The sequence below is a fragment of the Achromobacter sp. JCM 18799 genome, from assembly GCF_055395645.1.
Genome location: NZ_AP043866.1, coordinates 6,620,700 through 6,646,351, shown reverse-complemented (window position 1 = coordinate 6,646,351; position 25,652 = coordinate 6,620,700). Strand labels below are relative to the sequence as shown.

Annotated in this window: 22 protein-coding genes and 1 other RNA gene; 12 read left to right on the top strand and 11 right to left on the bottom strand. The window is 66.2% G+C overall.

The window, feature by feature from the left end:
* From pheA to gyrA, 3 genes are read right to left on the bottom strand one after another with little or no spacing between them, the layout of a single operon-like run.
* A complete protein-coding gene (gene pheA / locus ACZ5YA_RS31415) occupies positions 1-1,086 on the bottom strand; it encodes a prephenate dehydratase (RefSeq protein ID WP_059374519.1) in 1,086 nt (361 codons plus the stop codon).
* Positions 1,079-2,209: a 3-phosphoserine/phosphohydroxythreonine transaminase gene (serC, locus tag ACZ5YA_RS31410; RefSeq protein WP_059374521.1), complete on the bottom strand. Its 1,131-nt coding sequence runs from the start codon at positions 2,207-2,209 to the stop codon at positions 1,079-1,081. The genes pheA and serC overlap by 8 nt, the downstream gene beginning before the upstream one ends.
* The gene (gyrA, locus tag ACZ5YA_RS31405) at positions 2,209-4,878 is read right to left on the bottom strand and encodes a DNA gyrase subunit A (RefSeq protein WP_054450882.1); all 2,670 of its coding nucleotides are present in this window, start codon (positions 4,876-4,878) and stop codon (positions 2,209-2,211) included. The genes serC and gyrA overlap by 1 nt, the downstream gene beginning before the upstream one ends.
* Positions 4,879-5,292: 414 nt before the next feature.
* On the opposite strand from gyrA, the gene ompA reads away from it, so the two are divergent.
* The 5 genes from ompA (at position 5,293) to ssrA (ending at position 9,438) form a co-directional block, all read left to right on the top strand.
* Positions 5,293-5,874: an outer membrane protein OmpA gene (gene ompA, locus ACZ5YA_RS31400; protein WP_013392385.1), complete on the top strand. Its 582-nt coding sequence runs from the start codon at positions 5,293-5,295 to the stop codon at positions 5,872-5,874.
* 160 nt (positions 5,875-6,034) lie between these two features.
* A complete protein-coding gene (ubiG, locus tag ACZ5YA_RS31395; protein WP_118933412.1) occupies positions 6,035-6,763 on the top strand; it encodes a bifunctional 2-polyprenyl-6-hydroxyphenol methylase/3-demethylubiquinol 3-O-methyltransferase UbiG in 729 nt (242 codons plus the stop codon).
* Entirely contained in the window at positions 6,760-7,434 is a 675-nt protein-coding gene (locus ACZ5YA_RS31390) for an HAD-IA family hydrolase (protein ID WP_059374526.1), read from the top strand. Before ubiG ends, ACZ5YA_RS31390 begins: the two co-directional genes overlap by 4 nt.
* A 345-nt stretch (positions 7,435-7,779) precedes the next feature.
* Positions 7,780-8,958: an MFS transporter gene (locus ACZ5YA_RS31385; protein ID WP_118933413.1), complete on the top strand. Its 1,179-nt coding sequence runs from the start codon at positions 7,780-7,782 to the stop codon at positions 8,956-8,958.
* A 91-nt stretch (positions 8,959-9,049) separates the two neighbouring features.
* Positions 9,050-9,438, top strand: a transfer-messenger RNA (tmRNA) gene (gene ssrA / locus ACZ5YA_RS31380).
* 73 nt (positions 9,439-9,511) lie between these two features.
* Here ssrA and ACZ5YA_RS31375 read toward each other — a convergent pair.
* A complete protein-coding gene (locus ACZ5YA_RS31375; RefSeq protein WP_464091696.1) occupies positions 9,512-10,468 on the bottom strand; it encodes a LysR family transcriptional regulator in 957 nt (318 codons plus the stop codon).
* 120 nt (positions 10,469-10,588) lie between these two features.
* On the opposite strand from ACZ5YA_RS31375, the gene ACZ5YA_RS31370 reads away from it, so the two are divergent.
* Positions 10,589-11,524 (top strand): alpha/beta hydrolase, encoded by a 936-nt coding sequence (locus ACZ5YA_RS31370; protein WP_464091695.1) that lies wholly within the window; start codon positions 10,589-10,591, stop codon positions 11,522-11,524.
* A 36-nt stretch (positions 11,525-11,560) separates the two neighbouring features.
* Here ACZ5YA_RS31370 and ACZ5YA_RS31365 read toward each other — a convergent pair whose 3' ends face one another.
* From ACZ5YA_RS31365 to ACZ5YA_RS31335, 7 genes are all read right to left on the bottom strand, one after another.
* Positions 11,561-11,971 (bottom strand): Zn-ribbon domain-containing OB-fold protein, encoded by a 411-nt coding sequence (locus tag ACZ5YA_RS31365; protein WP_280016344.1) that lies wholly within the window; start codon positions 11,969-11,971, stop codon positions 11,561-11,563.
* A 2-nt stretch (positions 11,972-11,973) separates the two neighbouring features.
* Positions 11,974-13,131 (bottom strand): acetyl-CoA acetyltransferase, encoded by a 1,158-nt coding sequence (locus ACZ5YA_RS31360; RefSeq protein WP_054450871.1) that lies wholly within the window; start codon positions 13,129-13,131, stop codon positions 11,974-11,976.
* Positions 13,132-13,168: 37 nt separating this feature from the next.
* Positions 13,169-14,308, bottom strand: a complete 1,140-nt coding sequence (locus ACZ5YA_RS31355; protein ID WP_464091694.1) for an acyl-CoA dehydrogenase family protein — start codon at positions 14,306-14,308, stop codon at positions 13,169-13,171.
* Between the two features lie 30 nt (positions 14,309-14,338).
* Positions 14,339-15,868, bottom strand: a complete 1,530-nt coding sequence (locus ACZ5YA_RS31350; protein WP_251877277.1) for an AMP-binding protein — start codon at positions 15,866-15,868, stop codon at positions 14,339-14,341.
* Positions 15,869-15,887: 19 nt separating this feature from the next.
* The gene (locus ACZ5YA_RS31345; RefSeq protein ID WP_464091693.1) at positions 15,888-16,748 is read right to left on the bottom strand and encodes a MaoC/PaaZ C-terminal domain-containing protein; all 861 of its coding nucleotides are present in this window, start codon (positions 16,746-16,748) and stop codon (positions 15,888-15,890) included.
* A 51-nt stretch (positions 16,749-16,799) separates the two neighbouring features.
* Positions 16,800-17,783, bottom strand: coding sequence for a Bug family tripartite tricarboxylate transporter substrate binding protein (locus tag ACZ5YA_RS31340; RefSeq protein WP_059374542.1), 984 nt, complete (start codon positions 17,781-17,783; stop codon positions 16,800-16,802).
* Between the two features lie 82 nt (positions 17,784-17,865).
* The gene (locus tag ACZ5YA_RS31335) at positions 17,866-18,831 is read right to left on the bottom strand and encodes a tripartite tricarboxylate transporter substrate binding protein (protein WP_251877282.1); all 966 of its coding nucleotides are present in this window, start codon (positions 18,829-18,831) and stop codon (positions 17,866-17,868) included.
* Between the two features lie 228 nt (positions 18,832-19,059).
* On the opposite strand from ACZ5YA_RS31335, the gene fabG reads away from it, so the two are divergent.
* From fabG to ACZ5YA_RS31305, 6 genes are read left to right on the top strand one after another with little or no spacing between them, the layout of a single operon-like run.
* Positions 19,060-19,812, top strand: coding sequence for a 3-oxoacyl-ACP reductase FabG (fabG, locus tag ACZ5YA_RS31330; RefSeq protein ID WP_059375319.1), 753 nt, complete (start codon positions 19,060-19,062; stop codon positions 19,810-19,812).
* A 31-nt stretch (positions 19,813-19,843) separates the two neighbouring features.
* The gene (locus ACZ5YA_RS31325) at positions 19,844-20,332 is read left to right on the top strand and encodes a MaoC/PaaZ C-terminal domain-containing protein (protein ID WP_059374549.1); all 489 of its coding nucleotides are present in this window, start codon (positions 19,844-19,846) and stop codon (positions 20,330-20,332) included.
* A complete protein-coding gene (locus ACZ5YA_RS31320) occupies positions 20,329-22,458 on the top strand; it encodes an acetate--CoA ligase family protein (RefSeq protein WP_464091692.1) in 2,130 nt (709 codons plus the stop codon). Before ACZ5YA_RS31325 ends, ACZ5YA_RS31320 begins: the two co-directional genes overlap by 4 nt.
* A gap of 45 nt (positions 22,459-22,503) precedes the next feature.
* Complete coding sequence (locus ACZ5YA_RS31315) at positions 22,504-23,658, top strand: acyl-CoA dehydrogenase family protein (RefSeq protein WP_059374553.1); 1,155 nt, start codon at positions 22,504-22,506, stop codon at positions 23,656-23,658.
* A 49-nt stretch (positions 23,659-23,707) separates the two neighbouring features.
* Entirely contained in the window at positions 23,708-24,445 is a 738-nt protein-coding gene (locus ACZ5YA_RS31310) for an IclR family transcriptional regulator (protein WP_059374555.1), read from the top strand.
* Between the two features lie 31 nt (positions 24,446-24,476).
* Positions 24,477-25,607, top strand: coding sequence for a CaiB/BaiF CoA transferase family protein (locus ACZ5YA_RS31305; protein WP_118933421.1), 1,131 nt, complete (start codon positions 24,477-24,479; stop codon positions 25,605-25,607).
* Positions 25,608-25,652 lie beyond the last annotated feature (45 nt).

Genomic DNA, 25,652 nt, shown 5'->3' with positions numbered 1-25,652 from the left:
TCACGGCGCCGGGTAGGAACCCAGCACTTTCAGGTAGGCAACCTGCGCCTGCAAGGCGGCCAGGGCGCGTTCAACGTTCGGATCATTGCGGTGACCCAGGACGTCCACATAAAAATAGTATTCCCACTGGCCGGTGCGGGCCGGCCGCGACTCGAAGCGCGTCATGGACACGCCGTTGGCCGCCAGCGGCGCCAGCATTTCGTAGACCGCGCCAGCGCGGTTCGGCACGGCCAGGATCAGGCTGGTCTTGTCCTTGCCGCTGACCAGCGGTTCGATGTTGCCGATCGCCAGGAAGCGCGTGCGGTTGTGCGGGTCGTCCTGAATGCCTGCGGCCACGATCTGCAGGTTCCAGGCGGGCGCCGCCACTTCGCCGGCGATCGCCGCGATGCTCGGGTCGCCGGCTGCCGCGCGCGCGGCCTCGGAATTGCTGGACGCGGCCACGCGGGCCACGTCGGGATAGTTGCGCGTGAGCCAGCCCTGGCACTGGGCCAGCGCCTGCGGGTGCGCGGAAATCGTCTTGATGCCGTCCATGCTGCCGGACTGCGACATCAGGCAGTGGCGTATCACCAGCGAGCGCTCGCCCAGGATCTTCAGCGGTGTGTTCAGCAGCAGATCCAGGCTGCGGTTGACCGCGCCTTCGGTGGAGTTCTCGACCGGGACCATGCCGACGTCGGCCTGCCCCGCCTCGACGGCGCGGAACACTTCATCGAACGAAGCGCACGGCAGCTTCTGCACGGCGTGGCCGAAATGCTCCTGCGCGGCCTGCTCCGAGAACGAGCCCTGCGGCCCCAGGAAGGCGACCGTCATGCCGCGCTCCAGGCCGCGGCAGGCCGAGATGATTTCGGTCCAGACCGCGGCCACGCCGGTGTTCGGGAACGGGCCGGGATTGGTCTGTTGCAGGCGGCGGATGACCTCGGCTTCGCGCTCGGGGCGCAGCACGGGGCCATCGGCATTCGCGGCGTGCTTGGCCTCGCCCACTTCCAGCGCGGCGCTTGCGCGCTGCGTCAGGAGGTCGAGGATCTGGGCGTCCAACGCGTCGATGCGCTGACGCAGGGGGAGCAGCTTGCGCTGCAGATCGTCATCCATAGCGACGCTCGAATTCCTTGAGGTACTCGACCAGCGCCGAGACCCCGGCCAGGGGCACCGCGTTGTAGATCGAGGCGCGCATGCCGCCCACGCTCTTGTGGCCCTTGAGCTGCGTCAGGCCGGCCGCGTCCGCGCCTTGCAGGAAGGCGTCGTTGAGCGATTCGTCGCGCAGCACGAACGGCACGTTCATGCGCGAACGCACGGGTGCGTGGATGGGGTTGCGGTAGAAGCTGGTGCTGTCCAGATAGCCGTACAGCAGATCGGCCTTGGCCTTGTTCGCGGCTTCCATGCCGGCCACGCCGCCATTGGCCTTGACCCACTTGAACACCAGGCCGGCGACGTAGATGGCGAAGGTGGGCGGGGTGTTGTAGCGCGAGTGTTCGGCTGCCACGTTGGCGTAGTCGAACGCGGACGGGCAGATCGGCAAGGCGTGGCCGATCAGGTCGCGGCGCGCGATGACCATGGTCACGCCCGCCGGGCCGGCGTTCTTCTGCGCGCCAGCGTACATCATGCCGCAGCGCGTCACGTCCATCGGACGCGACAGGAAATGCGAGGACGCGTCGACGACCAGCGGCACGTCGGGGGCGCCCAGCGCGGCGGTGTCGGGCCAGTCCATGAACTCGACGCCGCCGATGGTTTCATTGCTGCACAGGTGCAGATAGGCCGAATCCTGGCGCACTTGCCAGGTATCGACCGGCGGCACCCAGGTCAGCGGCGCCTGCTCGCGGCCATCCAGCTGGATGGCCTGCTCGCTGCTTGCCGCCACATGGGTGCTGCCGTAGCGGCCGGCTTCCTTGTACGAACGCTTGGACCAATGGCCCGTCACGACGAAGTCGGCCGCCGGCGTACCGCGGCGTCCCATGAGATTCATGGGGACGATGGCGTTTTCCCCGGAACCGCCGCCCTGCATGAACATGACGGCGTAATCCGCCGGCAGTCCAAGCAGGTCACGCAGATCGGACTCGGCTTCATCGCAGATCTGCACGAAATGCTTGCCGCGATGGCTCATTTCCATCACGGACATGCCGCTGCCGTGCCAGTCCAGCATTTCCGCAGCGGCTTGCTGCAGCACCACCTCGGGCAAGGCCGAGGGGCCTGCCGAGAAGTTCCAGGGGCGGGCCATTATTGCTCCGTAGGTTCCGTCGAATCCGTCGAGTCCGCAGCGCCGTTGTCGTCGCCGCCATCCGCGTCCTGGCCGTCTTCGCCCAGGTCGCCGTCATCGTCCGCATCGCTTTCCACGACGCGACGCACGCCGGACAGGGAACTGCCGTCGTCGACGTTGATGAGCGTGACGCCTTGCGTGGCGCGGCCCATTTCGCGGATTTCAGAGACGCGGGTGCGCACCAGCACGCCGCCGGTCGTGATCAGCATGATCTCGTCCGAAGGCATGACCAGCACGGCGCCCACGACCTTGCCGTTGCGCGAGCTGGTCTGGATGGCGATCATGCCCTTGGTGCCGCGGCCGTGGCGCGTGTACTCGGTGATCGGCGTGCGCTTGCCGTAACCGTTTTCGGTGGCGGTCAGCACGCTTTGCGTTTCGTCGCCAGCCACGAGCAGCGCGATGACGGTCTGGGTGTCTTCCAGCATCATGCCGCGCACGCCACGGGCGTTGCGGCCCATCGGACGCACGTCGTTCTCGTCGAAGCGCACGGCCTTGCCGGCGTCCGAGAACAGCATGACGTCATGCTGGCCGTCGGTCAGGTCGGCGCCAATCAGGTAGTCGCCGTCGTCCAGGTCCACGGCGATGATGCCGGCCTTGCGCGGGTTGGAGAAGTCGGACAGCGGGGTCTTCTTGACCGTACCGCGCGAGGTCGCCATGAAGACGTAGTGGTCTTCGCTGAATTCCTTGACCGGCAACACCACGGTGATCTTCTCGCCTTCGGCCAACGGGAACATGTTGACGATGGGCTTGCCGCGCGAATTGCGCGTGCCTTGCGGCACTTCCCAGACCTTCAGCCAGTACACGCGGCCGCGGTTGGAGAAGCACAGCAGGAAGTCGTGCGTGTTGGCGATGAACAACTGGTCGATCCAGTCGTTTTCCTTCATGGCCGTGGCCTGCTTGCCGCGTCCGCCACGCTTTTGCGAGCGGTACTCGGACAGCGGCTGGCTCTTGATGTAGCCGCCGTGCGACAGGGTCACGACCATGTCGGTCGGGGTGATCAGGTCTTCGGTGTCGAGCTCGGTGGCGTTGAGTTCGATTTCCGAGCGGCGCGTATCCTTCGCGCCGGTCGAGAACTCCGCCTTGATGGCCTGCAGCTCTTCGCCAATGATCGTCGTGATGCGCTCGGGGCGCGCCAGGATATCCAGCAGGTCGGCGATGGTGGACATGATGTCCTTGTATTCGCCGACGATCTTGTCCTGCTCCAGCCCGGTCAGGCGTTGCAGGCGCATGTTCAGGATTTCCTGGGCCTGCGTGTCGCTCAGGCGGTACAGGCCGTCGCCCTGGAGGCCGAACTCGGCGCCCAGGTCGTCCGGACGGAAGGCCGCGCGGCCTCCCGGCGTATCGCCGTCGGCGCGCGACAGCATTTCGCGCACCAGCGACGAATCCCACGACTTCGCCATCAGTTCCTGGCGCGCGACCGGGGGGGTCGGCGCCGCCTTGATGATGGCGATGAAATCGTCGATGTTGGCAAGCGCGACGGCCAGGCCTTCCAGCACGTGGCCGCGTTCGCGGGCCTTGCGCAACTGGAACACCGTGCGGCGCGTGACCACTTCGCGGCGATGCTGCAGGAAGTAGTCGATCATCTGCTTCAGGTTGAGCAGGCGGGGCTGGCCGTCGACCAGCGCCACCAGGTTCATCCCGAAGGTGTCCTGCAGTTGCGTGTTCTTATAGAGGTTGTTCAGGACGACCTCGGGAACCTCGCCGCGCTTGAGCTCGATGACCAGGCGCATCCCGTCCTTGTCCGACTCGTCGCGGATGTCCGAGATGCCTTCGATCTTCTTGTCGTTGACGAGCTCGGCGATGCGTTCCTGCAGCGTCTTCTTGTTGACCTGGTAGGGGATCGCGTCGACCACGATGGCCTGGCGGTTGCCCTTCTCCATGTCTTCGAAGTGGGTCTTGGCGCGCATGATGACGCGGCCGCGACCGGTGCGATAGCCTTCGCGCACGCCGGACATGCCGTAGATGATGCCGCCGGTGGGGAAATCGGGGGCCGGGATGAGCTCCATGAGCTCATCGACCGAGCAGCCCGGATTGCGCAGGCAGTACAGGCAGCCGTCGACCACTTCCTGGAGGTTGTGGGGCGGAATGTTGGTGGCCATGCCCACCGCGATGCCCGAGCTGCCGTTGACCAGCAGGTTGGGCAGGCGCGACGGCAACAGCAGCGGTTCTTGTTCGCTGCCGTCGTAATTGGGGCCAAAGTCCACCGTTTCCTGGTCGATGTCGGCCAGCAATTCGTGGGCGATCTTGGCCAGGCGGATTTCGGTGTAACGCATCGCCGCGGCGTTATCGCCGTCGATCGAGCCGAAGTTGCCCTGGCCGTCGACCAGCATGTAGCGCATGGAAAAATCCTGCGCCATGCGGACGATGGTGTCGTAGACGGACTGGTCGCCGTGGGGGTGGTATTTACCGATGACGTCCCCGACGATACGCGCCGACTTCTTATAGGCGCGGTTCCAGTCGTTGTTCAGTTCGTGCATCGCGTAGAGCACGCGCCGGTGGACAGGCTTGAGGCCGTCCCGCACATCCGGTAGCGCCCGCCCGACGATCACGCTCATCGCGTAATCGAGGTAACTGCGGCGCATCTCTTCTTCCAGCGATACCGGAAGCGTCTCCTTGGCAAAGGAATCCATATATATAACGACAGAATCGTGTAAGGAGGAACCCGGGCCGGGTAAACAGGAAATTCTATCATCCGATTCCCGTAGAGGTCAGAAGGCGCTCCCCAAGTAGCGCCTCGACCGGCCGGAGCGGAAGATATGGGGCGGCGACCGACCGCGCGTCCGCCCGCGTCCCGCGGCCCTGTTGTCAAAAACCAACATGGAAAACCGAAGGAGCGCCGAAAACGTCATATCCAGCGCCAATGCGCCTCTCCAGGGAAGCCAAAGCCCCCCAAATGCCTTAAGATTGTTTCCAGCACGCAGGAAACCCAGTAGCTATTCCTTTGAACCAGCTCTTGGCGTTGCTATACTGGCCCCGTTTTCCTGATATGCGGCGGGGGTTCGCTGCGAGTCACTTATCCAGCTTCAAGCTCAACGAGGAGAAACATGAACAAACCCTCCAAATTCGCTCTGGCGCTCGCCTTCGCCGCCGTCACGGCCTCTGGTGTAGCTTCCGCGCAAACCGTGGACAACTGGCGCAACCCGTTCGGTGACGTTTGGAAGAACGGCACGAACGAACTGTGCTGGCGCGATGCATTCTGGACCCCGGCCACCGGCATCCCCGGTTGCGACGGCGTTCCGGTTGCACAACAGAAGGCGAAGCCGGCCCCGATGGCGGCCAAGGTCGTGTTCAATGCTGACACGTTCTTCGACTTCGACAAGTCGACGCTGAAGCCCGAAGGCCGTCAGCTGCTGGACCAAGTCGCCCAGCAAGCTCGCGGTATCGACCTCGAAACCATCATTGCTGTGGGCCACACCGACTCGATCGGTACGGAAGCCTACAACCAGAAGCTGTCCGAGCGCCGCGCCGCTTCGGTCAAGACCTACCTGGTCAGCAAGGGTATCGACCCGAACCGTATCTACACGGAAGGCAAGGGTGAGCTGAACCCGATCGCTTCCAACAAGACGAAGGAAGGCCGCGCCCAAAACCGTCGCGTTGAGATCGAAATCGTGGGTAGCCGCAAGTAATTGCTGGACTAGCTACAATAAGGGGGCCTCGCATAGCGAGGCCCTTTTTTTCGCCGGCCACGCACCAAAGCGGTGCAGGGCTGCGCCGCCCCTCCCTCGCCCGGCGCGACGGACCCCTCTATATATAGAGTCATAGAGTCGCCTTACGCTGAACCTGCCCATGACTACGCAAACTCACGACACCGCCCGCCCCGCCATCAACGCCGACCAGGCCGAAATCGACAAGTTCGGCGCCCTGGCCAGCCGCTGGTGGGATCCCGAAAGCGAGTTCAAGCCTCTGCACGCCATCAACCCGCTGCGGCTGGAATGGATCCAGGAATGCGCAGGCAGCCTGGCGGGCAAGAAGGTGCTGGACGTGGGTTGCGGCGGCGGCATCCTGTCCGAAGCCATGGCGCGCAGCGGCGCCGAGGTCACCGGCATCGACCTGGCCGACAAGTCCCTGAAAGTGGCTCGCCTGCATGGCCTGGAATCCGGCGTGAAGGTGGAGTACCGCAAGGTTCCCGTAGAGGAACTCGCAGCGGAACAACCCGGTCAGTACGACGTGGTGACCTGCATGGAAATGCTGGAACACGTGCCGGACCCGGCGTCCGTCGTGCGCGCCTGCTCGACCCTGGTCAAACCGGGCGGCTGGGTGTTCTTTTCGACGCTGAACCGTAATCCCAAGTCCTTCCTGTTCGCCATCGTGGGCGCCGAATATGTCCTGCGCCTGCTGCCGCGCGGCACGCACAGCTATGACCAGTTCATCAAGCCCAGCGAGCTGTCGGCGGCCGCGCGCGGCGCCAACCTGGAACCGGTCAGCATGCGCGGCATGGAATACAACCCGATCACCCAGATCTACACCCTGTCTTCCGACACCTCGGTCAACTACCTGATGGCTACCCGCAAATGAGCGCCCTGATCCTGTTCGACTTCGACGGCACGCTGGCCGACACCGCCCCCGACCTGGCCGCCGCGGCCAACCGCCAGCGCACCCGCAAGGGCCTGGAACCGATGCCCTACGAGGCCTTGCGTCCGGTCGCATCCCAGGGCGCGCGCGGCCTGCTGCGCGTGGCGCTGGACTTGAAGCCGGGCGACGCCGACTACGAGCCCACCCGCCTTCAGTTCCTGGAAGACTACGCCGCCGGCTCCACCGTCCACAGCAAGCTGTTTCCCGGCATCGAAGCGCTGCTGGCGGACATCCGCAGCCGCGGACTGTCCTGGGGCATCGTGACCAACAAGGTCACCTACCTGACCCTGCCCATCGTCGAATACCTGGACCTGACGCGCGACAGCGCGGTCCTGGTCTGCGGCGACACCACGGCGCACGCCAAGCCGCACCCGCTGCCGCTGCAGCACGCCGCGCGCGAAGCCGGCTTCGCCGTAGACCGCTGCGTCTATGTCGGCGACGACCTGCGCGACATCCAGGCCGCGCACGCGGCAGGCATGCCCGCGGTGGCAGCCGCTTACGGCTACGTCGGCGAGGACGACAACATCACGGCCTGGGAAGCGGAAACCTGCGCCAATACCCCCGCGGAACTCTGGTCCGCCATCCATCCGCTGCTGCCCAGCGATCTGCGCTAAGTCTGCACGGCCGGGCCGCCATGCGGCCCGGTTCCGGCCTTTTGGTTGTTCGCAGGAATTAGTTGAGTTACCCGAACAATATTTCCGACACCAGGGTCTTTATCCTGAAACCATAGTCACTTAAAGTGTGACTCATGCAAGGCATGCGGGTGCTTCCCGATTGCCTTTTCCGGCTGATGCCGGCAGTTGCGGCCAGTACCATCCGCCGCCACTGATCCCCGCACCGGCGCCTTTCGGCCCCGATGCTCTGCCCGGCGCTCCGGCCGGCGCACCCCTGACCTTTTTTTAGACCGCCCACAACGCCGCCCGCGCGCCGCCATCCCGCGCCGCGCCAGAGGAATGCCTATGCTATTGCCCATCCTGTTACTTTCCGCCGCCGGCTTCACCATCCTGACGACAGAGTTCCTGATCATCGGGCTGCTGCCCGGCCTGGCCCGCGACCTGGACGTCACCGTGTCCCAGGCCGGCCTGCTGGTATCGCTGTTCGCCTTCACGGTGGCGGCGACCGGTCCGCTGCTCACGGCGCTCATGGCCAATATCGAGCGCAAGCGGCTGTTCATCGGCGTGCTGGTGCTGTTCGGCCTGTCCAACGCCCTGGCGGCCGTCGCGCCGAACATCTGGGTCATGGCCGTGGCTCGCCTCGTCCCTGCCCTGGCTCTGCCCGTATTCTGGTCGCTGGCCAGCGCCACGGCCGTGGAGCTGGTCGGCCCGGCGCGCGCCGGCCGCGCCATCTCCATGGTCGCCTTCGGCATCGTCGCGGCCACGGTGTTCGGCATCCCCATCGGCGTGCTGATTTCCGACGCCTTCGGCTGGCGCGCCGCCTTTGGCGTGCTGTCGGCGGTGGCGTTCGCCAAGGCCCTGCTCTTGCTGTTCGCCTTCCCCAGCACCCGCATCCGCGCCGATAGCGTCAAGCTCATCACGCAACTGCGCATCCTGCGCAATCCGATCGTGGTGGGACATGTGCTGCTGTCGCTGCTTGTTTTCACTGGCATGTTCACGGCCTACACCTACCTGGCGGACATGCTGGAGCGATTGGCCGGCTTCAACGGCCAGATCGTGGGCTGGACCATGATGGCGTTCGGCGCCGTCGGTTTGATCGGCAACACCCTGGGCGGCCGCATGGTCGACCGCAGCCCGCTGGGCGCGACCGCGCTCTTTTCGGCGCTGATGGCGGCCGGGCTGGCCGTGATCGCCCCCGTGATGCAATCGCATGGCCTGCTGGCCGTGGCGCTGGGCGTCTGGGGCATTGCGCAAGCCGCGCTCTTCATCGTCTGCCACGTGCGGCTGATGAAGTCCGCGCCGGAAGCGCCGGCCTTTGCCGCGTCCCTGAATATCTCGGGCGCCAATACCGGCATCGGCCTGGGCGCCGTGGTCGGCGGGTACGTCATCGACAACTACGGGCTGGCCTCGCTGGGCTGGGCCGCGGCCGTCATCGTCGGCGTCTCCGTGATCCTGGCCATCGCGCTGATGGCGGCCTCGCGCCCGCGCCGGGAGCCCAAGGCGGCCTGCGCCAACGCCGCCTGACGCCCCGCCTGTATCGTCTGCGCCACGCCCGGGCATGGCGGCGCAGACGATGCAGCAGGCTATGGCGTTTCCCAGTACAATAGATGTTCTTGGGGCCGATCCGGATTCGACGTGGGTCGCGAAACAACTCAGGGCATGCCGAGCACCAGTACGCTCGTTAAACCACTGGAACACTACAAACGCCAACGACGAGCGTTTCGCTCTCGCCGCTTAAGCGGTGAGCCGCTGCACTGATCTGTCCTTGGGTCAGGCGGGGGAAGGCAACTTCCTAGAGGGGCAACCCTCGAACCGCAGCAGCGACATTCACAAGGAATCGGTTTGAACTGGGGTCACACGGTTCAAATTTAAATTACGTGAATCGCTCTGGTCCGGCCTGTCGGTTGGCTAAGTCCAGGGTTAAAACCAAATAAATCGACTACGCATGTAGAACTGGTTGCGGAGGGCTTGCGGACGGGGGTTCAATTCCCCCCGGCTCCACCAAATACCGCAGAAGGCCGGTCTGATTCAAAGTCAGACCGGCCTTTTTTATTTGCCTGCGCCAACCGCGCGCCGGCTACCCCAGGATGTCGCGCTTCTCCTGCTCCAACCACCGCCGCTGTTCCACCAGAAAATCCATCAGCGCCCGTATCTTGGCCGGCATTTGCGCCCGCGACGGCACATAAAGAAAGAATCCCGGAAATGGCTTGCACCACGGCCGCAGGACGCGCACCAGCGTGCCCTCGGCCAGTTGCTGGCGCACGCACAGGTCGATGTGCTGGACCAGCCCTACCCCCTGCACCGCCGCGCGCAGCATGCTGTCGTCGTCGTTGAAGACGGCGTTGCCCTGCGGCTCCAGCACGATCGTGCGGCCCTCGGCATCGGGGGAGTTGAACGTCCAGCGGTCTATCGTGCCGCTGGTGGTGTAGCGGTAGGACAGGCAGTTGTGCCGCATCAGGTCGGCGGGCGTTTCGGGGATGCCGTGGCGCTCGAAGTAGGCCGGCGCGCCGACGATGGCCATTTCCAGCATGGGGGTCACCGGCACAGCGATCATGTGTTCGTCCAGGCTTTCGCCCAGCCGGATGCCGACATCCAGCCCTTCGGCCACGATGTTGGCGAAGCCGTCGTTCATGACCAGTTCCAGCCGCAACTTCGGGTAGGCCGCCAGGAAGCGGGTCATGCCCGGCTCCAGCAACAACCTCGCGGCCGGCCGCGAGGTGTTGATGCGGATCAGGCCGGCGGGCTCGGCGCAGGCCTCGCCCAGTTCGCCGACTGCGCGCTCGATGGACGCGAGCGCGGGCGCAAGCGCATCGAACAGCCGTTGCCCTTCTTCGGTCAACGACATGTCGCGGGTCGTGCGATGCAGCAGCCGCACGTTCAGCTGCTGTTCCAGCGCCTTCAACTGCTGCGACAGGGCCGCGCGCGACACTTCCATTTCCGACGCGGCCTTGGTGAAGCTGCGATGGCGGGCGATGTGCGCGAACCAGGCGAGCGCGGGGAGTAGCGAAGGCGACATGGGCATATTGGTAAGCATAGCTTAACTCTCATGTCCTTCAATGCGTATTTATCTTAATCAATGGCGCTCCTAAGATGACTCCATTGCATCACTGATCACCCCATCCTCTGGCACACACCGCCCGACAAGGAAACCATCATGACCTCGACCACCATCAAGCACGTCAGCTACCGGAACCTGGGCTGGGACACGGCCGCCGACCTCTACCTGCCGCCGGGTTTCGACGAGAAGAAAAAGTATCCGGCCATCGTCAGCACCCACCCCATCGGCAGTTGCAAGGAACAGACCAGCGGCAATGTGTACGGCGCCGGGCTGGCCAAGGAGGGCTTCATCGTCCTGGCCTTCGACGCGAGCTTCCAGGGCGCCAGCGGCGGCGAGCCCCGCTATATGGAGGATCCGGCCATCCGCGTGTCCGACATCCGCCACGCCATCGACTATCTGCAGTCGCTGCCCTATGTGGACGAGAACCGCATCGGCGCGATCGGCATCTGCGGCGGCGGCGCCTATACCATCCACGCCGCCATCACCGACCACCGCATCAAGGCGCTGGCCTCGATCACAGGCGTGAATTTCGGGCGCCTGATCCGGGAGGGTTTCGCCAATTTCGATCCGCTGGCCGCGATCGAGGCCATGGCCAAGCAGCGCACGGCGGAGGCCAAGGGCGCCGCGCCCCACATCATCAATTACCTGCCGGACTCGGTGGAAGCGGGCAAGCAGGCCGGCATCACCGACATCGACCTGCTGGAAGCCACCGAGTACTACAAGACGCCGCGCGGCCGGCAGCCTAATGGCGCGACCAGCGGTTTGTACTCCTTCAATAGCGCCGCGATGGGCTGGGATGCCTTCCTGAACGCGGAAGTGCTGCTGACCCAGCCGCTGATGGTGGTGATGGGCAGCAAGCCGGGCGGCTTCGGCGCCTACCGCGACGGCTGGGAAATCTACGGCCGCGCCGGCTCCAGGGACAAGCGCATGGTGCTGGTCGAAGGCTGGTCGCACTACGACTTCTATGACAAGCCCGAACCCGTGGCGCTGGCCATGGCCGAGCTGGTTCCTTTCTTCAAGCAGCACCTGTAGCCACGCAGCAACGCCGGCCACGGGCCGGCGCTGTGCTCAAGCCTCCAGCCTGAACTGCGGCAAGGTGATCTCGTCCGATACCTGTTCGAAGCACACCCGCACCCGGCTTCCTATCCGGACCGCCTCGGGCGGGCTGTCGATGATGTTTGCCATCATGCGCACGCCTTCGTCCAGGTCGATCATGGCGACGACATAAGGCACTTTTTCGCTCAGGGCCGCGTTGCTCGGGCGCCGGTTGACGGTGTAGGTGTAGACGGTGCCCTGGCCTGCGGAGTCGATCCATTCGATGCTGTCGGACAGGCAGGCCGTGCAGAATTCGCGCGGATAGAACTGGCGCGTCTTGCAGCAGCCGCACTGCTGGATGACCAGGCGGTTTTCCTTCGCCGCATCCCAGTAGGGCTGGGTGATCCGGGTCGGTTGCGGCAGCGGGCGTTGGGCGAGATCCATGGTCAGACTCCGAGTATCAGGGTGGTATTGCAGGAAAAAACCAGGCCGGGCGCATGTACCAAGGCCAGCTCGGCGCGGGGCAGCTGACGCTCACCGCATTCCTTGCGCAATTGGTGCACGGCCTCGAGCAGCAGCAGCATGCCGAACTGGCCGGGATGGTTATAGGACAGGCCGCCGCCCGAGGTATTGATGGGGAAGTCGCCTCCGGGAGCCAGGCGCCCGTCCGCCACGAAGGCCCCGCCCTCCCCGCGCTTGCAGAAGCCCAGTTCCTCCAGCGACTGGATCACGCCGATGGTGAAGTGGTCGTAGATCTGCACCACATCGATGTCGGCGCGCGTGACGCCGGCCATGGCGAGCGCGGCGTCCGCCGTCTGCGCCACATTGGTGTCCAGCCAGTCCGCGGTGTTGAAAGGCGTGTAGTGGTGCGAGAAGGATTCGGCGATGCCCATCACGTAGACCGGCGGCCGCTTGAGTTCGCGGGCGCGTGCCGCGGACGTGATGATGACCGCGCCGCCGGCGTCGGTCACCAGGCAGCAGTCGCGCTGGCGCAGAGGATCGGCAATCATCTTGGACGCCATGACTTCCTCGATCGAGGTGTCCTCGCGGCGGTAGGCCTTGGGATTGAGCTGCGCCCATTTGCGCGCCGCCACCGCCACTTCGGCCAGGTCCTTGTGCGTGGTGCCGTAGCGCTGCATGTGCAGCTGCGCCACCATCGCGTAGTAGCCGATGGGGCTCAGCTGCCCATACGGCGTGATGAACTGCCCGCGCGGCATGCGCATGTCTTCGGGCGTGCCGCCCACTTTGCGTGTGCCGTCCGACAGCTGGGTGCTGCCGTAGGCCACCAGCGCCACCTCGCACATGCCGGCCTCAATGGCGGCCATGGCGTGGCGGATGTGCATGACGCTGGACATGCCGCCCACGCTGGTCGAATCGACGTAGCGCGGCCGTATGCCCAGGTATTCCGCAAGGTGCAGGCCGGCGAACTTGTCGTCCACGTGCGCGAACACGCCGTCGACGTCCTTGAGCGTCAACCCGGCATCGCGCAACGCGCGGGCCGCTGCCTGCGCCTGCAGGTCCAGCGAGGTCATCCCGGGTACCTTCCCCAGGTCGGATTCCGCGGCGCCGACGATGGCGACCGATTTCGAGAGATGCTTGCTCATGTAGGGATCTGTTCCTGTCGAAGTCGAAGAAGAAGGTTCAAAGCGTCCGCGCGATCAGCTCGCGCATGACCTCCGAAGCGCCGCCGTAAATCCGGTTGGGCCGCACGTCGGTGTAGGCGCGGGCGATGGGGTATTCGCGCATGTAGCCGTAGCCGCCGTGGAACTGCAGCAGGTCGTCGATGGCGCTGGTGGCTTCAGAAGCCCACAGCTTGGCCATGGCCGCGCCGCCGGCATCGAGCTCGCCATCCAGGTATTGCTGCACGCAGCCGTCGACGAAGGCGCGGGTGGCGGCGGCCAGGGTCTTGATGTCGGCCAGCTTGAAGCGGATGTGCTGGTTGTCGATCAACGCCTTGTCGAAGGCGCGCCTGTTCTTGGTGTAGTCGACGGTCCATTGCAGCGCGCTCTCCAGCGCCATGGCGCAGCGCACCGCGATCATCAGGCGCTCGCGCACCAGTTCCTTCATCAGATAGCCGAAGCCCTGCCCCGGCTCGCCCAGCATGTCCGCGTCCGGCACGAACATGTCCTGGAAAAAGAGTTCGGCCGTGTCCTGCGCCTTCTGCCCGACCTTGTCCAAAAGGCGTCCGCGGGTGAAGCCGGGCGTCGCGGTATCGACCCAGAACAGGCTGATGCCGCGGGCGCCGGCGGCGGGATCGGTCTTGGCCACCACCAGCACGCGGTCGGCATGGAAGCCGTTGGTGATGAAGGCCTTCTGGCCGTTGATGACATAGCCGCCCGGCGCCTTGGCCGCCGCCGTGCGTATCGCCTTGACGTCGCTGCCCGCGCCCGGCTCGGTCATGGCGATGGACGCCACGATGTCGCCCTGGGCCATGCCGGGCAGGTCGCGCTGCTTCTGGCGTTCGCTGCCGAAGTTCAGCAGGTAGGGCGCGACGATGTCGGAATGGGTGGTGAAGCCGGTGACGCCGGTGGCCAGCGCACGGGCGATCTCTTCCACCACGATGATGGTGTGCAGGAAGTCGCCGCCGCCGCCGCCGTATTCCTCGGGCGTGCTGGGCAGCAGGATTCCGGCCGCGCCGGCCTTGCGCCACAGCTCGCGCGGCACCAGGCCTTCCTGTTCCCATTGGTAGTGATGGGGCGTGATCTCTTGCGCAATGAAGCGCGCCACCGTGTCGCGGAACAGTTCGTGCTCCGCCGAGAAAAGCTTGCGCTGCGGGTTCATGCGGTCTCCTGGTCTGTCATGGCGGGCCGCCTAGGCTTGCGGCCAGTAGCGTTGCTTGACCAGGCGCTTGAGCAGCTTGCCGGTCTCGGTGCGCGGCATGTCGCTGGAAAAGTCCACGCTCTTCGGGCACTTGATGGGCGAGATCCGGTCGCGGCAGTAGGCGATGAGCTGCTGCGCCAGGTCGGGGCTGGCGGCGGCGGGATCGCGCAGTTGCACCACCGCTTTCACCTCCTCGCCGAACTCCGTGTTCGGCACGCCGACCACCGCCACGTCGGCCACCGCGGGATGCGTGCTCAGCAGGTTCTCCGCTTCCTGGGGATAGATGTTGACGCCGCCCGACACGATCATGTTGGACAGGCGGTCTGTCAGGTACAGATAGCCGTCCTGGTCCAGATAGCCGATATCGCCGTAGGTGGCCCAGCCGCGCGCGTTGTAGGCGCCGCGCGTCTTGTCCGGATCCTTGTGATATTCGAAGGAGCCGCCGCCGGAAAAATAGATGACGCCGGGCTGGCCCGCGGGCAGTTCGTTCAGCCCGTCCTCGCTCATGATGTGGGCCTGGCCGAACTCCGGCCGGCCGACCGAGCCGCGGTGCGCCAGCCACTCGTCGGAGCCCAGCGAGGTGCGTCCCACCAGTTCGGTGCCGCTGTAGTACTCGTACAGGATCGGCCCCCACCACGCGATCATCGCCTCCTTGACGTCGGCCGGGCACGGCGCGGCCGCGTGCACCGCGTAGCGCAGCGTGGACAGGTTGTGTCGCGCGCGCTCCTCTGGCGGCAGGCGCAGCAGGCGGATGAACATGGTCGGCACCCATTGCGAATGGGTAACGCCATAGGTGGCGATGGCCTCCAGCGCCGCGGCCGCGTCGAATTTTTCCATCATGACGCAGCTGCCGCCCGCCCGCAGCGCCGCCATGTTCCAGCGCACCGGGGCCGCGTGGTAGAACGGCGCGGTGGACAGATAGACGGTGTCGCGGTCGAAGGCCTTCCAGGCGCTGCTGGGCGCGTCGCCAACGCGGAAATAGCGGTTGGCCACGGACAGCGGGCGCTTGATGCCCTTGGGCAGTCCGGTGGTCCCCGACGAATACAGGAAGTCCGTGCCTTCCGGGGTTTCGGGCAGGGCCACGTCGTCGGCGTAACGGCCGGTCCAGTCTTCGTACTGGATCGCGCTGGCGTCCGCGCCGTCCATGCTCACGCGCAGCACGCCGCGCGCGTCCAGCGCATCCGCATCCGTTTCGGCCTGGGTGTGGCCGGAGTAGAACAACACCCGCGCGTCGCAGTTCTCGATGATGTAGCGCGCTTCCTCGCGCTTGAGGTGGCGGCTGATGGTGGTGTAGTACAGGCCGACGCGGTGCGCGGCCCACAACAGTTCGAAGAAGCGCGGATGGTTCTCCAGGAACACCGCGATCACGTCGCCGGATTGCAGGCCGGCGTCCAGCAAGGCCGCCGCGCATTTGCGGCTGCGCAGTTCCAACTCGCGCCAGGTCACCGTGGTGCCGGACGGAATCATGCGGTAGGCGATGCCATCGGGCATCTCCCGGGCATGGGCTTCAAGTACAGACATGGTTCACCTCTGGTTTCTCTCAATGCGCCAGGCTGGCGGCGCCGTGGCTCAGCACCACCGTGCCGCGCTCGTGCGCCAGCGCGCGGAATTGCAGGCGGTCGCCGTCGCGCCAGATCTCCACGCGCAGCGTCTCGCCTGGAAAGAACGGCGCGGAAAAACGCGCGGCGATGGCGCCCAGGCGTTGCGCCCCCCCGGGCGCGCAGGCCTGCAGCAGCGCGCGCGCCGCCATGCCATAGGTGCACAGGCCATGCAGGATGGGCCGGTCGAAGCCCGCCGTGCGCGCCATGTGCGGCAGCGCGTGCACCGGATTGAGATCGCCGTTCAGGCGATAGAGCAATGCCTGCTGCGGCAGCGTGGACAGCAGCACGACCTGATCGGGCTCGCGTTGCGGCGTGGCCGGCAAGGCCTCGGGCGGTTCGTCGCCCTGGCCGAAGCCGCCATCGGCGCGGCAGAACGACACATGCTCCACCGTGGCCAGCGGCGCGCCGCTGTCGGCGTCCGAAATGTCGCGCACGGTCACCACCAGCGCACCTTTGCTGGCGCCCTTGTCCACCACCCGCGTGACGCGGGTCTGGCTGCGCACCGCGCCGGCCGCGGCCAGCGGCGCGTGGAAGGTCATGCGATGCTCGCCGTGCAGGATCTTGACCCAGTCTATGCCGGTGGCCGGATCGGCGGCCCAGCCGTTGGGCGCGCCGATGGTGGCCAGGAAAGTCGGCACCACGGCCGTCCCGTCCTCGAGCACGTAGCGCAGCTCGGCTTCATCGGCAGGGTCGCTGCCGTAGCCCAGGCCCAGCGCGTAGATCATGCAGTCGCGCGCGCTGTAGCGGTCGACGCGGTCCTCGAACTTCCAGTTGCGCAGGTTTTGATAATCGATTGCCATGGATCATGCCTCCCTACGCATGCCGGCAGCGCCAGGCCGCCGGCATGCTGGTCATTCCGCCTTGATGCCGGCGGCCTTGATGATTTTTTCCCAACGGTCTTTTTCCGACCGGATGAAGCTGTCGAACTCGGCCGGCGTGCCGCCCAGCGGAATGCCGCCCTGCTGCGCCAGCTGCTTCTTCACCTCTTCATCGGCCAGGACCGCGTTGAGCTCCGTGTTCAGCCGCGCGACCACCGCCGGCGGCGTGCGCGCCGCGACCAGTACGCCCAGCCAGGCGCCGACGTCCACATCGGGATAGCCTTGCTCGGCCAGCGTCGGCACATCGGGCAGGATCTGGCTGCGCTCGCGGGTGGTAACCGCCAGCGCCCGCAGCCTGCCCGCCTTGACCAGCGGCGCGACGGTGATCACGTTCTCGACCGTGAAGTCGACCTGGCCCGCGACCAGGTCGTTGGTCGCGGGCGCGGCGCCCTTGTAGGGCACGGTGACCGCGGTGAAGTCCAGGCGGTTCTTCAGCAGCTCTCCGCCCAGGTGTCCGGACGTGCCGATCATGGAAACCGCCATGGACAGGTTGCCCTGCTTCTTGCGGGCATAGTCGCGAAACTCCGCCAGCGTCTTGACCGGCGCGTTGGCGTTGACCACCAGCGCGTTCGGCATGGTGATGATGCGGATCACCGGGGCGAAGTCGGACATTGCGTACGGCAGCTTGCTGTACAGCGTGTAATTGACCGCGTTCGGGCCGCTGCTGCCCATGACCATCGTGTAGCCGTCGGGCTCGGCGCGCAGCAGGCCTTGCATGCCCAGGATGCCGGCCGCGCCTGCCATGTTCTCCACCACCACCGGCTGACCGAGCCGCTCTGACAGCTTCTTGCCTATCACCCGGCTGGTGATGTCCAGGATTCCGCCGGGCGAACTGGGCGCGATCAGGCGCAGGGGTTTGTTCGGATAGTCATCGGCCGCGTGCGACATCTGCGGCAAGGATATTGCGGTCATCAGGCCGGCCAGCACTGCCAGCGTGTATCGCCTGCGTGTGTTCATGTATGTCTCCTGATTGGTTTTTTGTCCGCGGGCTTGTGGCGCCCGCTGTCTCGAATCCGGCGTACGGACCCGTTGCCGCGCGTCAGTCCACCTTCATGCCGGTGGCGTCGACCACGCCCTGCCACTTCTTCACTTCGCCCTTCAGGAAGGCCCGGGCCTCTTCGGGGCCGCCGGTCAGGGGCCGGGCGTAGATCCGGTCCATGAACTCCTGCACATCGGGCTGCTTGTTGATGTCGGCCACGGCATCGGCCAGCTTCTTCAGGACTGGCGCCGGCACCTTGGCGGGCGCCGCCATGAAGTACACCGCTTCCACGTCGTAGCCCTTGAGGCCGGCCTCCTCGATGGTGGGCAGGTCGGGCATCGCCTTCATGCGCTCGCGCCCGGTCACGGCCAGCGCCTTCAGCTTCTTGGACTGCACCAGCGGGATGGCGGTGGAGACGCTGCCGAACATCATGTCCACCGTGCCCGACATCAGGTCCACCTCCGCCGGCGACACCCCCTTGTAGGGCACGTGGGTCATGTCGACGCCGGCCATGACCTTGAACAGCTCGCCCGCCAGGTGGATGGACGAGCCCATGCCGGCCGAGGCGAAGGTCAGCTTGTTGCCGCCGGCCTTGGCCTTGCGCACCAGGTCGTCGACGCTCTGGATGCTGGAGCCGGGCGGCACCACCAGAATGTTGGGCGTGGACGCCACCATGCCTATGGGCATCAGGTCGCGCTCCCAGTCGTAGGGGTTGCGCTTCATGGCGGCGTTGGCCGCCACATAGTTGGCCGCCATCGCGATCGTGTAGCCGTCGGCCGGCGCCTGCGTCAGCGCCTGGATCGCGATGTTGCCGCCGGCGCCCGGGCGGTTTTCCACGATGAAAGTCTGGTTGAAACGTTCGCCAAGCTTTTTGGCGTACAGGCGGGCAAGCAGGTCGGTGGCGCCGCCGGGCGCGAAGCCCACGTACACCCGCACCGGCTTGTCCGGATAAGCGTCGGCCCCGCTGGCTGCGCCTGCGGCAGCCAGGCTCAGTACCGCGGCCAACAATCCCTTCAACATTGCCATGAGTCGATCTCCTTCCGTTTTTTTAGAGATATGGGAATGCCGGGCCTGCTTATTTCCGACATGCCGAACAGTATAACGACGTGCCGATATTAATTGTCAAGAATTCCGGTGATGTGTATATTTGTTCGGAACCTCGGAATAAATTCAAACCTGCCAGGCGCCTATCCCGGGATGTTGGATTTCGGGTCCAGGGCGCCGGGCGCCATCAGCTACAGAAGGGGAATGGAGATGGACCTGCAACTCACCGGTAAAGTCGCTGTCATCACGGGTTCCGGCCGCGGCATCGGCTATGCGTCGGCATTGGCCCTGGCGCAGGAAGGCGCCCGCATCGTCATTACCGACATCAACCCCGAATCGGTGGAACATGCGGTCGGCAGCCTGAAGCAGGCCGGTCACGAGGCTATCGGCGCCGTGCTCGACGTCTGCGATGCGGAACAGGTCCAGACCATGGCCGAGCTGGCCGCGCACAAGTTCGGCGGCATCGACATCCTGGTCAACAACGCCGGCTTCACGCGCGACAAGTACCTGCTCAAGATGCCGGTGGAGGACTGGGATTCGGTGGTCGACACCATCCTGAAGGGCGCCTACTACTGCACCAAGGCCGCCCTGCCCTCGATGATGGAAAGGAAGTGGGGCCGCGTCATCAACATCGCCTCGCGCGCGCACTGGGGCAATCCCGGCCAGACCAACTACTCGGCCGCCAAGGCCGGCCTGATCGGCTTCACCCGCGCGCTGGCGCTGGAACAGGGCAAGTTCAACATCACCGCCAACGCCATCGCCCCGGGGCTGATCGAAACGCCGCTGGTGCGCGGCCTGTCCACCTACGAAACCCTGCGCGCCAATGCGCTGGCGCGCCAGCCGGTGCCGCGCCTGGGCGCGGTCGAGGACATCGCCAACGCGGTGGCCTTCCTGGCTTCCGAGCGGTCCTCCTTCATCACGGGCGAACTGCTGCACGTGACCGGCGGCCGCTACGCGTCGTAAAACGCCCCTCCCATCCGGAATCCGATCAGCCATGCAAAGCGCAAGCCCAGTCAGCCAGCCCCCGCTACCCATCCAGCCGCCGCTGGAGGTCGGCCACCATTTCGAATCCGCCGGCCGCACCATTACCGAAAGCGACATCGTCAACTTCGCCTGCCTGTCGGGTGATTTCAACCGCCTGCACGTCGACCACGAATACGCCAGCGCCACGCCCTTCGGCCAGCGCATCGCCCACGGCCTGCTGGTGCTGTCCGTGCTGTCCGGGCTGACCACCCAGTCCAGCGGCTACCGCCAGCTGGAGCCCTACGTGCTGGCGCTGATCGACATCAACTGCCGCTTTCCCAAACCCACCTTCATCGGCGACACCATCGTGGTGCGGGTAACGGTGACGGAAAAGACGAAGCAGTACCGGCCCGGCAAGGACAAGGTGGTGTTCCGGCGCGAAGCCATCAATCAGCGCGGCGAGGTAGCGGTCCAGGCCGACTTCGCGATGGTGCTGCGTTCCATGGAGGGTCAGGCATGAAGCCGTTCGCAGACCTCAGCCGCTTCGTCAATCCGCGCAACATCGCCGTGGTCGGCGCGTCCGCCCGCGAATCCAGCCAGGGACGCCGCCTTTACGACAACCTGGCGCTGCATTCCTCGGTGCCAGGCGAGATATACGCGGTCAATCCCGCTTACCAGGAGATAGGCGGTCGGCCTTGCTGGCCCTCCATCAGCGCCTTGCCACAGGCCGAGATCGACGTGGCCCTGATCATGGTCAACGCCTCGCTGGTGCTGGATGCCTTGCGGCAATGCGCGGCGCGCGGGATTCCTTTCGCGGTGGTCATGACCTCCGGCTTTTCCGAGGCGGGCGAGGAAGGCCAGCGGCTCGAACGCGAGATCGCCGAGCTGTGCGAAGCCACCGGCCTGCATGTCTACGGGCCGAACTGTCCGGGCTTCGTCAATGTCCGCGACCGGCTGGGCATGACCTTTTCGCCCGCCTTCAAGGACGATCTGAATACCGGCTCCATCGGCCTGGCAACCCAGGGCGGCGGACTCGGCCGCAACCTGCTGCAAGGCCTGTCCTACGGCCAGGGCGTGGGCCTGTGGTTTTCCGCCGGCAACGAGGTCGACCTGGAGATTCCTGACTTCATTGCCCACATGGCGAACGATCCGAAAACCAGCGTGATCGCCTTGCTGATGGAAGGCGTGAAGGATGGCAGGCGCTTGACCGCCGCGCTGGAGCTGGCGCGCGCCCGCAACAAGCCGGTGGTGGTGCTGAAGGTCGGCCGCTCCGAAGCCGGCGTGCGCGCCGCGCAGTCGCATACGGCGTCGGTAGCCGGCACGGCCGCCGTCAACAGCGCGGTGTTCCGCCAATTCGGCGCGATCGAAGTGGACGACCTGGACCAGTTGCTGGCGGTCTCGCGCCTGCTTACGCGCATCACGCCCAAGAGCGGCAATGGCCTGTGCATCTATACGTTTTCGGGCGGGACCGCCGCGCTGGCCGCCGATATCGCCGGCGCCGCCGGCCTGCCGATGGCGTCCTTCGCGCCCGAGACCAAGGCCGCCTTGCGCAAGCTGCTGCCGGACTTCGCCAGCATCGACAACCCCGTCGACACCACCGCCGACATCCTGCGCAACCCCGAGGCCTCGGCAGCCTGCCTGCGCGCCATATGCGCCGACCCGGCGGTGGGCACGGTGCTGTTCCCCATCCCCATGGATTACGGTTCCATCACCGACGGCATGGCGCAGGCCATCGCCACGGTGGCGGCCGAAACCGAAACCCTGATCGTGCCGGTCTGGATGAGCCGGCGCCTGGGCGGCGGCTTCCAGCTGCTGGAAACCGCCGGTTTGCTGCCGTTCCTGTCGCTGTCGGATGCGATTGCGGCGCTGTCCAAGGCCATCCCTTGGAAACGGCCCGACCGCAGGGCGGTTGCGCCCCCCGTGCACGTGGACGCCGCTACCGACCAGGCCTGCATGCTCAGCGAAGCCGCGGCCAAGGCGATGCTGCGCGCGGCCGGCCTGTCGATACCTGAAGGGGTGGTGGCCGCCAGCGCCGACCAGGCGGCCCGCGAAGCCGAGCGCCTGGGCTTTCCCGTGGTGATGAAGGTGGTCAGCGCCCAGATCGCGCACAAGACCGAAGCGGGCGGCGTCAAGCTGGGCATTGCCAGCGCCGGCGCGGCGCGCGAAGCTTATGCCGCCATCCGCGAATCCGTCGCGCGCCATCATCCCGATGCCGTCATCGACGGCATCCTGGTGGAACGCATGCTGCCGCCGGGCGGCCGCGAGGTGCTGGTCGGCGTGCACAGCGATGCGGCCTTCGGCCTGGTGCTGACCTTCGGCCTGGGCGGCATCTTCGTCGAGACCATCCGCGACGTGGCGCACCGCATGGTGCCGCTGTCGCGCGACGATGCTCGCGCCTTGCTGCGCGAGATCCGCCATGCCGACGTGCTGGACGGCGTGCGCGGCCAGGCGCCCGCCGACCTTGCCGCGCTGGAGGACCTGATCCTGCGGGTATCGGACTTTGCCTGGAGCCGCCGCGACGCTTTGCAGGAACTGGAGCTCAACCCGGTCTGGGTCGGCGCCGCAGGACAGGGCGCGATGCCGCTGGACGCGCTGATCGGCCTGCGCCCCGGCGCGGACGCCGGCCTGGAGCAACGCCCATCATGACCGCCGCCGCAACGCCCTCCTCGACCATATCCGCCTAGGACTCGCATGGACTTCTCACTGGACTCCACCCAGATCGAATTGCGCGATTCGCTGCGCCGCTACCTGGCGGCCGAAGTCGCGCCCATCGTCAACCGCTACGAGGCCGAAGCCCGCGTGGTGCCGCAGGACATGGTCCGCGCCATGCGCGACTTCGGCCTCCTGGGCGGCATGCTGCAGGAAAAGGACGGCGGCTACGGCCTGCCGATGACGACCTACGGCGTGCTGATAGCCGAGCTGGCGCGCGTCTGGCCGTCGCTGCGCAGCATCGTCAGCACCAGCAATCTCGCGGCCTCGGTGCTGAGCGACGGCGGCTCGCCCTATCTCAAGGAAAAGTACCTGCCGCGCGTCCTGTCGGGCGACGCGATCGCCAGCTTCGCGCTCAGCGAACCCAATATCGGTTCGGACGCCGCCCATGTCGAAACGCGCGCGGTGCAGACCGAGACCGGCTGGCGGGTCAACGGCCGCAAGCTGTACATCAGCCTGGGCACGGTCTGCGAGCTGGGCGTGGTATTCGTGCAGACCCAGCGGGATGGCGGCGAACGAGGCGTGTCCTGCCTGCTGTTCGAGCGCGCCATGCCGGGCTTCTCGTCCAGCCCCATCGACAAGATGGGCATGCTGAGCTGCCCGCTGGGCGAGCTGCTGTTCGAAGACGTGGAAATCCCCGCCGCCAACCTGATCGGCACGGAGGGCAAGGGTTTCGCGCTGGCCAAGAAATACCTCAACATCGGCCGCTGCGTGGTGGCGTTTTCCGCGCTGGGCATCGCCGAGGCCGCCTATGAGGCGGCGGTAAAATACGCCGGCGACCGGGTCCAGTTCGGCCGGCCCATAGGCGGCTTCCAGCTGGTGCAGCATATGATCGCCGACATGATGACGCTGGTCGAAACCTCGCGCCTGCTGTGCTGGCGCGCCGCCGACGCGCTGGACCGCAACGCCGCCGACAGCCAGATGCTATGTTCGATGGCCAAGCGCCATGCCACCGACGCCGTGCTGCGCGTGGCGGAACTGTCCATGCAGGTGCATGGCGGCGCGGGCTACACCACGCTGTTCCCCGTCGAGCGTCATTACCGCGACGCCCGTCACCTGAGCATTGCCGAAGGCACCAACCAGATCCAGGCCCTACTCATGGCGCAGAGCGTACTGGGCATTTCCGCGTTGAAATGACCGACTACGCAAACGCCCAGGCCGGCTCCCCTATCCACTCCGACATCCTATGCCGCAAATCCTCCCTACCGCACAGCGCGTGCTGCAAGTCTTCGAAGTCTATGCGCGGGAACGCCGTCCCCTGACGAATTCGGAAATGGCGCGCTTTCTCGACCTGGCCGACAGCAGTTGCTCGGACCTGCTCTACACGCTGCGCCAGGCAGGCTACCTGCTGCGCACGCCCAAGTCGCGCTACTTCCACCCGACCGGCCGGCTGCTCGACGTGGCCCAGGGCATTTCGGCGGCCGACCCGCTGCAGGCCTTCGCGTCCGAAGCGCTGGAGATCCTGACGCGCCAGTCCGGCGAATCCTCGATGTGCGGCCTGCTGGACGGCAACAAGGTGAAGATCTACGCCAGCCAGGAAAGCCCGCGCGCCTTGCGCTACGTGGTGCAGCCCGGCACCACCTTCGACCTGCAGGTCGCGGCGCTGGGCAAGGCGCTGCTGGGCGAGATGGACGCGGCGGAACGCAATGCGCTGATCGACTCGCTGCCGTATGAGCACGTCACGGCCAGCAGCATCACCGACCCCGCCACCTTGCGCGCGCAGATCGAATCACAGCAGGCCAAGCACTATTTCAACAGCCGCGACGAAGGCAATGAAGGCGTGTCGGCGGTTGGCATCGCGGGGCGCGTGGGAGGCCAGCTGACGGCCCTGTCCATCGTCGGCCCGACCCACCGCATGGACGCCAACATGGAGAAGTACGTCCAGATCATCCTGGACGCGCGCGCTGAATTTTTCGAATCCTGAGAACCCGACACATCATGGAGTGACGATAGACATGGCTGGTCCCCTGAGCGGATTTACGGTGGTCGAGATGGCCGGTATCGGACCTGGCCCCTTCTGCGCCATGATGTTGGCGGACATGGGCGCGGACGTGATCCGCATCGACCGGCTTGCGCCCGGTTTCCTGGGCGGCGGCGGCACCATCATCGACCGGGGCCGGCGCACGATTGCGCTGGATCTCAAGAAGCCCGGCGCGACCGACATCGTGCTGCGGCTGCTGGACCAGGCCGATGCCCTGCTGGAAGGCTTCCGGCCGGGCGTGATGGAAAGGCTGGGCCTGGGGCCCGACGAATGCCTGGCGCGCAATCCGCGGCTGGTGTACGGACGCATGACGGGCTGGGGCCAGGACGGCCCGCTGGCGCAGGCGGCCGGCCATGACCTGAACTACATCGCCATCACCGGCGCGCTGCACGCCATGGGACATGCCGAACTGCCGCCGACGCCGCCGCTGCATCTGGTCGGCGACATGGGCGGCGGCGCGATGATGCTGGCCTTCGGCGTGCTATGCGGCCTGCTCGAGGCCGGCCGCACGGGCCGGGGCCAGGTGGTGGACGCAGCCATCTGCGACGGCGCGTCCCTGCTGGCCAGCGCCTACCACGGCAAGCTGCGGGACGGCGGCTGGGTCAACCAGCGCCAATCCAACATGCTGGACGGCGGCGCCCATTTCTACGGCTGCTATGCCTGCGCGGATGGCAAGTACGTCTCCATCGGCGCGATCGAACCGCAGTTCTACCGCCTGCTGCTGGAGCGCTGCGGCATCGACGACCCGGACTTCCAGCAGCAATGGGAACGCGCGCAATGGCCGCAGCTGCGCGCCAAGCTGGCCGGCATAATCGCGGGCCGGACCCGCGAACAATGGTGCGCGCTACTCGAAGGCACGGATGCCTGCTTCGCGCCGGTGCTGGACTTCGAGGAAGCGCCGCGGCACCCGCATCATCAGGCGCGCGGCAGTTTCATCGAAACCGGCGGCATCGTGCATCCCGCCCCCGCGCCGCGGCTTTCGCGCACGCCCGGGCAGGCCCGCGCAGTGCCCGCGCCCGGCGCGCACACGGAAGAATTGCTGGCGGAACTGGGCCTGGCGCAAGCCGAGATCCAGGCCCTGCGCGAACGCGGCGCCATCGCCTGAGCGCCCGCTGCAGCTTGCGGCCCGGTCCGCATGGCGCGGCCCGGC

What these genes read in the sequence shown, in the direction of transcription:
- pheA (WP_059374519.1), bottom strand. Translation starts at nt 1,086, where the DNA reads ATGGATGACGATCTGCAGCGCAAGCTGCTCCCCCTGCGTCAGCGCATC.
- serC (WP_059374521.1), bottom strand. Translation starts at nt 2,209, where the DNA reads ATGGCCCGCCCCTGGAACTTCTCGGCAGGCCCCTCGGCCTTGCCCGAG.
- gyrA (WP_054450882.1), bottom strand. Translation starts at nt 4,878, where the DNA reads ATGGATTCCTTTGCCAAGGAGACGCTTCCGGTATCGCTGGAAGAAGAG.
- ompA (WP_013392385.1), top strand. Translation starts at nt 5,293, where the DNA reads ATGAACAAACCCTCCAAATTCGCTCTGGCGCTCGCCTTCGCCGCCGTC.
- ubiG (WP_118933412.1), top strand. Translation starts at nt 6,035, where the DNA reads ATGACTACGCAAACTCACGACACCGCCCGCCCCGCCATCAACGCCGAC.
- ACZ5YA_RS31390 (WP_059374526.1), top strand. Translation starts at nt 6,760, where the DNA reads ATGAGCGCCCTGATCCTGTTCGACTTCGACGGCACGCTGGCCGACACC.
- ACZ5YA_RS31385 (WP_118933413.1), top strand. Translation starts at nt 7,780, where the DNA reads ATGCTATTGCCCATCCTGTTACTTTCCGCCGCCGGCTTCACCATCCTG.
- ACZ5YA_RS31375 (WP_464091696.1), bottom strand. Translation starts at nt 10,468, where the DNA reads ATGCTTACCAATATGCCCATGTCGCCTTCGCTACTCCCCGCGCTCGCC.
- ACZ5YA_RS31370 (WP_464091695.1), top strand. Translation starts at nt 10,589, where the DNA reads ATGACCTCGACCACCATCAAGCACGTCAGCTACCGGAACCTGGGCTGG.
- ACZ5YA_RS31365 (WP_280016344.1), bottom strand. Translation starts at nt 11,971, where the DNA reads ATGGATCTCGCCCAACGCCCGCTGCCGCAACCGACCCGGATCACCCAG.
- ACZ5YA_RS31360 (WP_054450871.1), bottom strand. Translation starts at nt 13,131, where the DNA reads ATGAGCAAGCATCTCTCGAAATCGGTCGCCATCGTCGGCGCCGCGGAA.
- ACZ5YA_RS31355 (WP_464091694.1), bottom strand. Translation starts at nt 14,308, where the DNA reads ATGAACCCGCAGCGCAAGCTTTTCTCGGCGGAGCACGAACTGTTCCGC.
- ACZ5YA_RS31350 (WP_251877277.1), bottom strand. Translation starts at nt 15,868, where the DNA reads ATGTCTGTACTTGAAGCCCATGCCCGGGAGATGCCCGATGGCATCGCC.
- ACZ5YA_RS31345 (WP_464091693.1), bottom strand. Translation starts at nt 16,748, where the DNA reads ATGGCAATCGATTATCAAAACCTGCGCAACTGGAAGTTCGAGGACCGC.
- ACZ5YA_RS31340 (WP_059374542.1), bottom strand. Translation starts at nt 17,783, where the DNA reads ATGAACACACGCAGGCGATACACGCTGGCAGTGCTGGCCGGCCTGATG.
- ACZ5YA_RS31335 (WP_251877282.1), bottom strand. Translation starts at nt 18,831, where the DNA reads ATGGCAATGTTGAAGGGATTGTTGGCCGCGGTACTGAGCCTGGCTGCC.
- fabG (WP_059375319.1), top strand. Translation starts at nt 19,060, where the DNA reads ATGGACCTGCAACTCACCGGTAAAGTCGCTGTCATCACGGGTTCCGGC.
- ACZ5YA_RS31325 (WP_059374549.1), top strand. Translation starts at nt 19,844, where the DNA reads ATGCAAAGCGCAAGCCCAGTCAGCCAGCCCCCGCTACCCATCCAGCCG.
- ACZ5YA_RS31320 (WP_464091692.1), top strand. Translation starts at nt 20,329, where the DNA reads ATGAAGCCGTTCGCAGACCTCAGCCGCTTCGTCAATCCGCGCAACATC.
- ACZ5YA_RS31315 (WP_059374553.1), top strand. Translation starts at nt 22,504, where the DNA reads ATGGACTTCTCACTGGACTCCACCCAGATCGAATTGCGCGATTCGCTG.
- ACZ5YA_RS31310 (WP_059374555.1), top strand. Translation starts at nt 23,708, where the DNA reads ATGCCGCAAATCCTCCCTACCGCACAGCGCGTGCTGCAAGTCTTCGAA.
- ACZ5YA_RS31305 (WP_118933421.1), top strand. Translation starts at nt 24,477, where the DNA reads ATGGCTGGTCCCCTGAGCGGATTTACGGTGGTCGAGATGGCCGGTATC.